Raw genomic sequence first — 8,016 nt, forward strand, 5'->3', positions numbered from 1 at the left:
ATTGTGTTAGATTAACAGTTATTTTTTTTCTTCACGAACACTCGATTATTTTGATCTGAATTATTTCGACCTGAATTATTTTTATATTCTTCAACCAGACACTTTAATTCGTCGAAGTTGTCATTCTTAGAAGTGTCATCTTCTGCTGGCTCTGGATATAGCAAACCGATTCCCATAGCTGTAGGTGTAATAAAGGAGTTAGTCAACAGCAGACTCTCGTGCAGAACCTTCTTTGGAGCTCTTTTCCAACTAAACAGTTTTCCTAACACCGGCACTTCACCAAAAATCCCCCTCCACACTGTGCCGATAATAGGTACGTAACCACGTCCCCCACTTAATGTACTTTGGTTAGAGAATGTCGAAAGAGCGAAAAAATCCACAGCCTTAGTGTAAACGGTGGTATTCACTTTCTGTTGACTGATACGTGATATTTTCGTTTGTTCGTCATTATCCTGATCAGGAACTGAATCCGCGGTAATAGTTAAATCGATGTTGAGTTCAGCAGAATTCATATCTCGTAACACATTAGGAATTATGGTGAATGAAACTCCACTATTCAATTCACGAAATACAGCTTTTTGCTGTTCTAAAGCAGCAGCTAGTCTGACAGCTAGCTTAAGATTAGGACCCACGTCTTTTGTTGGAAGAAGAGAGTCAAAAAAGCCTTTGTCAGTCTGAATCTGTTTGAGCAATTCAAAGAGTTCCAATTGAGTCACATCAAAGGCACTAACCGAAGTCGAATCGACCGTCGTTGCGATCCCACTCAGACTAGCGATACTGGTTCTTCCCACTTGTGCATATTCCACACCCTTGAATTTTCTCACAATTTTTTGGATTTTGATCAAAGTAGGCATAACAAATAAATCTTCCATGTCTTTGTTTAACGCATTCATGGTCTCTTGTAAGCGATTATTCAAGACATCGGCTGATTGTTGCAGTCCGTAAGGATTAAAATTCTCTGGCTGCCTACGAAAGTGTCCATAATTCAGGGCAAAATCAAGTATTGCATTGCGGCTCACTCTGGCATAGTAGTCTACCTCAGAATCTTTGTTTTTGTCTTTTTCGGCTTTACATTTCCCTTCCTTCCACGTAAAGGTCTTCTTATTCTCTTTATTATTTGATTCAGGACATTGTCGCAGGCCACGAATCGAGAAAAACCTTTCAAGTGGTTCTCCTCCTTGCTCCCTTAATGTATCTAAATAGTACTTATATTTATCTTGTTGAACAAATTTCGTCAGTTCATTGGCTACGTCTTCGGTAATCTTGTTATTTGGTTTTTCCGCAGCAACCATGCGTAGAACCATATCTGTCATGGATAGAGGGCGATTGGCACTCAGAGTTGTTTTATATCCTAGTTTCTCAACAAGAAGTTTTTTGAAATTATCTTCAATATTCTGATCTGTAATATTCACTCCTATGTATTGTTGGAGGTGAGCATATGTCTCTTTCACTAATTTTTGAGTTTGATTAATTTCCCGGCGTACTTTCAACATGACTTTGGCCAAGTCTTTGGGGTCGTTGCTGGAAATCTGAATTCCCCACATCTGCATTGTGATACCGGGACGGGGAAGATCAATTGCAGCAATCACTCGGTGCGCAGAATCTCTTTCCTTTTTACTACCATAGAGTATGACCTCGACATAATCGGAAGAAGGTGGTATGGAAATGATCTCAATGGAAGAAGTGCTTAACTGTTGAGCATTATCAGAATTTTCGTTTTCATTATTGTTTTCGTTTTCATTTTCATTTTCGTTTTCGTTTTCGTTTTCGTTTTCGTTTTCGTTTTCATCATTTGATATCTGTGTATTTGACAATATCCTTATCCTGAGATTTTCCCAGTTTTGATCCTTTTGCACTGCATCTAGTATCTGCTTTAAAGTGTCTGCATTATGAAAATAATATAACTTTATCCTTTCAACTCCTCGTTGATTTTCTTGCGATTGATTTGTCGTATCAGAAACACTAAGAGTTTTTTGAGCTTGAGCAGACAAACCACCTCCGAGTAAAGCAATAGCACCCAGACTCAGGGCAAAAGAAAGTTGGCGGCACCACATATTCACCTCTCTCTGTAAATACTTTCTTGAATAGCTATAGTTTAAGAATATAGTAAAAATGGCTCTAATCATGGGGCTTGTCTGTTTGAAATCAAGCTAAATAACGAGACTGATATAGCACTATATAATTAGGTTAGGAGATGATTAAAGACTGAAACCTATGTATCAGTATTTTCATGAATTGGTATGAGGATTCGAGCAGTAGAAGTAGTGTTTAAATAATGAAACCTTAGCATTAGTATCCGCTCATTATTTTGCTTCTTTCTATAAACAATAATTGCAGAACTTGAATTTAACTGACCGAGTAAAAATATTTAGTAGATAATCCCTAATATCTCTTTAGATAACAGGATGTTAATTATGGCTAGATTTCCTACACGCCACAGTATAACAAAAGTTGCCGATGATTATAAGCATTTGGCGATTAGCCATTTCAGCAAACTATTTCCAGAACTGCCTCAGGGTTGAATTATATATTTGTAGCCTCTCCTAACGCTCACTAGTTATTAATACATCCTGCGGTCATTTATTTAGAATACACCTAATTTGAAAATGAGGAGTAGGGAATCGGGAGTCAGTCAGAGGTGATTTTCATTCTTGGTTGTGGACAAAATTACCTGTGGGGGATTATTTTGAAAGTAGCCCTTAAAAGTTGTTTTATCATCCTGGCGGGAAACCAATCATCAAGGTTGACAACATTAAAAAATAATGGAAAAACAATTATACTTTGAATCTAATGGCACTAAAATTCATGGCATTCTGACTATCCCCGATGGGCAAGAAAAGCCACCAGTTTGTTTATTAATTGGAGGTTCATTTCCTCAAACTAGAGATGGAAATTTAGATAACTCCCAAACTGATTGGTTTCCCATACCATTACCCCCACGCAATCTATTTCAGGATGAAGCGCAAATTTTAGAGAAAATAGGGATTGCTACCTTTAGGTATGATAAGCGCGGTTGTGGTCAAAGTGAGGGTGATTTTAATACCACTAGCTTGCTAGATTTAGTTGCAGATGCTAATAATGCTTTGCAATGGCTAAGCACTGTATCAGAAATTGACAGCAACAGAATCGGCATTTTAGGACAAAGTGAAGGTGCTGCGATCGCTCTAATGGTAACAGCACAAAATCCCCATTTAAAATTTTACATTTGGCAGGGAGGTATATATAACAATTTAGAAGATATTATCAGATGGCAAGCAACAAATTTTTGGCAATGGGATGGAGATGCAATTGCTAATTTCCAGCAGCAGGTTCCGTTAATGTATTGGATTTATAAACAAATAGATCCACTAATCATGGCTGCACATAGAGGGGATAATTTCTTTTTATTGGGTGATGAGAATTGGTCTAAGAATTTTTTCTTACCTGCTTGGAAGCAACATTTTGACTGTCCACCATCAAATTTTGTAGACAAAGTGAAATGTCCCGTATTGATATTACATGGGGAATTAGACCACAATACACCGCCAACAGAAGCATCCCTCATGAAACAAGCACTCATCCAGTCCGGAAATACCCATGTAACAAGCTATATTTTTCCCGGACTCGATCATAGTTTTCGTAGACTGGGAAAACCTGATGAAGATTTCGTCACTGCAATGAATCGTCCCCTAGCATCTGAAATACCCGGAGTACTTACAAGCTGGCTAAAAAGACTGATATAGCCCTACGTGCAAGTCATAATTAACCTGAGTTCAGGATAATAAGATCTGGTAGAAAGTCGGAAAAAGGAAATAGGGAAATCTTAACAGAGAAGAGTAAATAATTAATGTTTATAATTTTGAAGATTGATTTTAAGTAATCAAACAAAAATATTTACCATTATTACAAACTACGCGAAATAATCCTACCCCTTGCGATTGCTTCGTTTCACTCCGTTACACTCGCAATGACATTGTGTAATTAATTATGTTTAACTACTTAAACTATGCATTATGTCCTAAATTCAACCCTTCTGTCTCCAGCAAAGCTGTCTCCTCCCTTGTTACCACAGACTAATTCTTGAAACCGAAATTGAGGTTGCTTAAGTAGACTAGAATGCTTGTCTAGCAATCTTTAGACGACTTATGCTGTGAGACTGAGATTTAAATCCCAGGCGGTTATTGAGGATGGTGCAAGTTATCAGTTAGGACATACTTTTGCATCAAAAAGGTATAGGTAAGGAGCAAGAAACCATTGCAGATTCCTCATCAAAACTAACTAATTCCAAATGCTGAGGATTATTTAACAACTGATGTGCAACCAAAACACCAGCGATTGTCCAAGTTTGAAACTTTCGTGCTTCCTTGCCAATTAAACGACCATACTTACCATCATAATATTCAGGCCATTTATCTTTATATAACCGTGTCATAGCAATATCTAAAGCTCGTTCTGCTAAATCTGCTCTATCGGTTTTTTGTCCGGCGGCGGCTAATAACCACAATAAAAAGGGCCAATTCCCTCCATTATGGTAAGACCAGGAAGTATTTTTCGCATCGCAGCCAGTCATAATTTCCCAATCTCGTCCATCTATGGCAGGAAAACACAGCTTGATGGGCATTCTACCAATTAAACTATGCCAACGGGAGGCGATTAAATCCATAATCCCTTGGGATTGTTCCTCAGAAGCCAATTTACAGATAATAGCCATTAAATTACCTTGGGCAAAAAAGCGAAAATCCATTCGTCCGGGACCAAGATTTCCGACAAAGTAACCCCCTTTTTCTGGAAGCCATTCTTTTAACCATTCAGGGATAGAAGCAGGATAGATATTAAACTTATTAACGGCGGTGGGACCATACTCCTCTACTCTATAGCGGTAAATTTCATTGAGTAGATCTATATCTAACCAATAGTAATATCTTAGGTGGTATACCAAATGACCCAAGCGTTCATCCACCACTGTAATGTATTCATCTTCAGGTACAAGTAATTCTCTAGCTGAGCGCAAGGCAATATAAAATAAAGCCTGAATATCTAAAGGATAACCATAAACCCCCATGCGCCGGTCAATCATATAGGAACCATCGGAAACCAACATGGTAGGATACATATCAAACCGGGAAGTCAAGCATAAATCCAAAATTAGCTTGATACAATTTTGAAATTCTAGTTGATGAGCCAAAGCCATGTCCCCACTAGCTTTGACATAAGCACGTAACATTAATAACCACCAGAAACCGGAATCTACTGGTGCTACTCTAGCGATCGCATGTTCTCCAAAGTCAGGTAGTAGATATTCTTTTTCGTTTTTAGTTTCTACTTTAAAGCTTGCAGGCATCAACCCTTGACCGGGTTTAAAACAATCCAAATGCTTGTTACAACTTTGTAGTTTCAGGGTTTCAATCAAAAAGTTACGGACAATTTCTACTTCACCCTTCATCAAAAAAGCTAAGGCTGAAACTGCAAAATCACGGGTAAAGCATTGGTCATAATTTAATGCATGTACTGCTGGATCCTTTGCAGCTAAAGTACCCACTGGACGATCATGGTATTGAATAATGGATGCTTCCAGACTTTGCCATGCTGAGTCGATCAAATTTTGGGGAATTCCCATTTTTCTGCTCCACAATAATAAGTAATAAGTAATAAGTAATAAGTAATAAGTAATAAGTTTAATGTTTAACTATAATTGATATGAATAATATAAGTAATTATGCTGATTTATTAGGTAGTAGACTAGATTAATAGTTTAATGAAAGTGAGATGTTTTTAAGATAAATTTATTATCCCACCGTAATATTTACATTCCGTTGTGCAGTAAACTATTCTTACAATAGGAATTGTTAAAGATAAAAAATCATATTATTTAAAATATAATATATGAAACTTTTTTTGAGATTATTAGGCTTTGGTTTTATCATTTGGGGTATCTATATTCTAGGACAAAATATTATCTTCACAACTAACCCTTACCCTTATTGGTGGCGAGGGATTGCTGCTGATGGTTCCATTCTTACCCTCATGTCAGGTATCATGATTTTAATCTTTGCCCCAAGAGGCATGAAAAATCTGGGGTTCATCTTCGTTACAGTAGCGATCGCATTAGTGTTTTTGAGTAGTAGAGCCATTCTTAATCCCACCAGTTTATGGCAATTCTTCCTATCATTTACAATGATTGCAGGTGGCTACCAGACACTAATTACTGGGCGATCGCCATTCTAATAATTTAAATATAGCACTACGCAATTACGTTAGGACATTGTTAAAGCACCAAACCTGTAAGCAGTAAATTTATTACTCCTTCGGAGTTCGTCATTTGCTTTATGTCGGGCAACCCTTCCACTGCAATGGCTCACTTATTACTTGCGCGTAGCGCTACATCCGAATTTCCCACAATAGTAAATGCAGCCCAATAGTAAGGATGATTGTAAAGGTTTTCATCAGCAGACATATGCTTAACTCGATATAACTCAGTTGCTAAATCTGCTTGATTTCTTAACTCTTCTTGTCCCAAATTATCGAGTAAATCCTCATACCATTGTACTAATTCCCCGGCAGTCACTTCTCGTAACCAGTGGGTAGCCAGCGCTAAAGCCTCAATTGGTGACTTATTCTTTTGTAAATTGCGATAAAACTCTACAATTATCAAGGTACTAGCAGCTGATTCCACAGTCCACAGAGGAGTAAGTACATAATCCACTCCCTGGCTCAAAAAGCCGCTAGTTAAACCTGCATATTCACTACTGAAATTTGTCCGATTTTTAGGAATGATGGTTTCATGGGCTGCAAGAGTTACTAATTTGTAACTAGAGAGAGGATGCTTACAGATATCTACTAAGGTAAGTTTTTCATCTCCATTCAGAAGTAATCCAGATTCCTGGGGAACGGTAAAATTGTTGATTACGTAGCCATTAAAATGCAAAATATCGTGATGATTGTCTAAGCTATCTTCTACTTGCCTTTTAGTCGCTTCGACCGCAACAATGGAAGTACAATTGGTAAACATTTGCTTGACAGCTTCTGTTTGCACCTTCGCAAATTTCAACTGTAAATAACCACTACTGTTAGGATATTCAAGGCTGAGTAAAAATTGTTGAGGGTTGATACCAACTTCTGTTGATTTCCCTTCTAATCCCATTTGGATACTAGGTAAATAGTTAATTATGTAATTGGCATTGCTGTTAAACAGTTGATGGAGAGGAAATCGATGTAAGTCCCGATGGGGAACTAAAATCAGTTGCTTAATATTTTGTAATTCTTCTTCAATATTAGCAATATTTAGAATTTCCTGCAGATGCTCCAGTCTTTGTGCCATTAACAAACGCCAAGAATGGCTAATTTGCCCTTGTTTATCTCTAGTTGTTTGTCGATATTCCTGGTACTGTCGATCCCAATCCTCTATCCAATCTTCCAATTCGACTAATCTTTGTACAGCTTCCGGTAGAGGAAATTCGTTACTTTCCCCTGGGTTAAGTACGGGGGTAAAAATGTGAATAGGTTCGGGATATTTGTGTTTAATGACAAATGTGTGGATGGCATAAGAGCTGATATGCCAATAAACTATAGCTGTGGTGGGATTGAGCAGTTGTTGAATGGATTGATAATTAGGTGAGTAAATCTCTTCACTCCAACCGAATAATTGCCAGGTTAAACAAGCATTTTTACTCTGTTCGGCTATTTCTAAGGCTGATAAAAATTCTCCAGACTGGATTGCTAAATCTACGGCTAATTGACCTAAACCTGTGACTTTTAAGGATAACTGTTTTTTATTGGCATCTGTAAAGTTAGGATCGCCCAGTAGATGTCCCCAAACATTCATCCCTTGTTCGTGTAATTCTTGTGCTTGGAGAATTTGACCTAAACCTATCAGAGCTGTAATTAGGGATTGTAAAACTTCCAGGTACACCTGGGGAAAGTCTTGTGGTGTCAGGGTTGATAGGGCTAAATCGTACTCAGCGACCGCTTGCATCCAAGAATCCCGGTATGCTATATCCCTTTTACCTTGAGCATATAAACAATTACCAATAGCTAAGT

At 37.8% G+C, this 8,016-nt stretch carries 5 protein-coding genes; 2 read left to right on the forward strand and 3 right to left on the reverse strand.

What is annotated here, in order from left to right; genetic code table 11:
• Window positions 1-11: 11 nt before the first annotated feature.
• The gene (locus CALSC_RS17405; RefSeq protein WP_088242569.1) at window positions 12-2,054 is read right to left on the reverse strand and encodes a hypothetical protein; all 2,043 of its coding nucleotides are present in this window, start codon (window positions 2,052-2,054) and stop codon (window positions 12-14) included.
• A gap of 708 nt (window positions 2,055-2,762) precedes the next feature.
• On the opposite strand from CALSC_RS17405, the gene CALSC_RS17410 reads away from it, so the two are divergent.
• Entirely contained in the window at window positions 2,763-3,722 is a 960-nt protein-coding gene (locus CALSC_RS17410) for an alpha/beta hydrolase family protein (RefSeq protein ID WP_088242570.1), read from the forward strand.
• 479 nt (window positions 3,723-4,201) lie between these two features.
• Here the strand turns inward: CALSC_RS17410 and CALSC_RS17415 are convergent, their stop codons facing one another.
• Window positions 4,202-5,596, reverse strand: coding sequence for a glycoside hydrolase 100 family protein (locus CALSC_RS17415; RefSeq protein ID WP_200817668.1), 1,395 nt, complete (start codon window positions 5,594-5,596; stop codon window positions 4,202-4,204).
• Between the two features lie 266 nt (window positions 5,597-5,862).
• Here CALSC_RS17415 and CALSC_RS17420 point away from each other — a divergent pair, with 266 nt between their 5' ends.
• A complete protein-coding gene (locus CALSC_RS17420) occupies window positions 5,863-6,204 on the forward strand; it encodes a hypothetical protein (protein WP_088242571.1) in 342 nt (113 codons plus the stop codon).
• A 130-nt stretch (window positions 6,205-6,334) separates the two neighbouring features.
• On the opposite strand, the gene CALSC_RS17425 is transcribed toward CALSC_RS17420, so the two are convergent.
• The coding region (locus CALSC_RS17425) for a CHAT domain-containing protein (RefSeq protein WP_143288291.1) at window positions 6,335-8,016 on the reverse strand (1,682 nt) is incomplete at its 5' end.

Origin of the sequence: Calothrix rhizosoleniae SC01 (genome assembly GCF_900185595.1) — a bacterium.
GTDB lineage: Bacteria > Cyanobacteriota > Cyanobacteriia > Cyanobacteriales > Nostocaceae > Calothrix_A > Calothrix_A rhizosoleniae.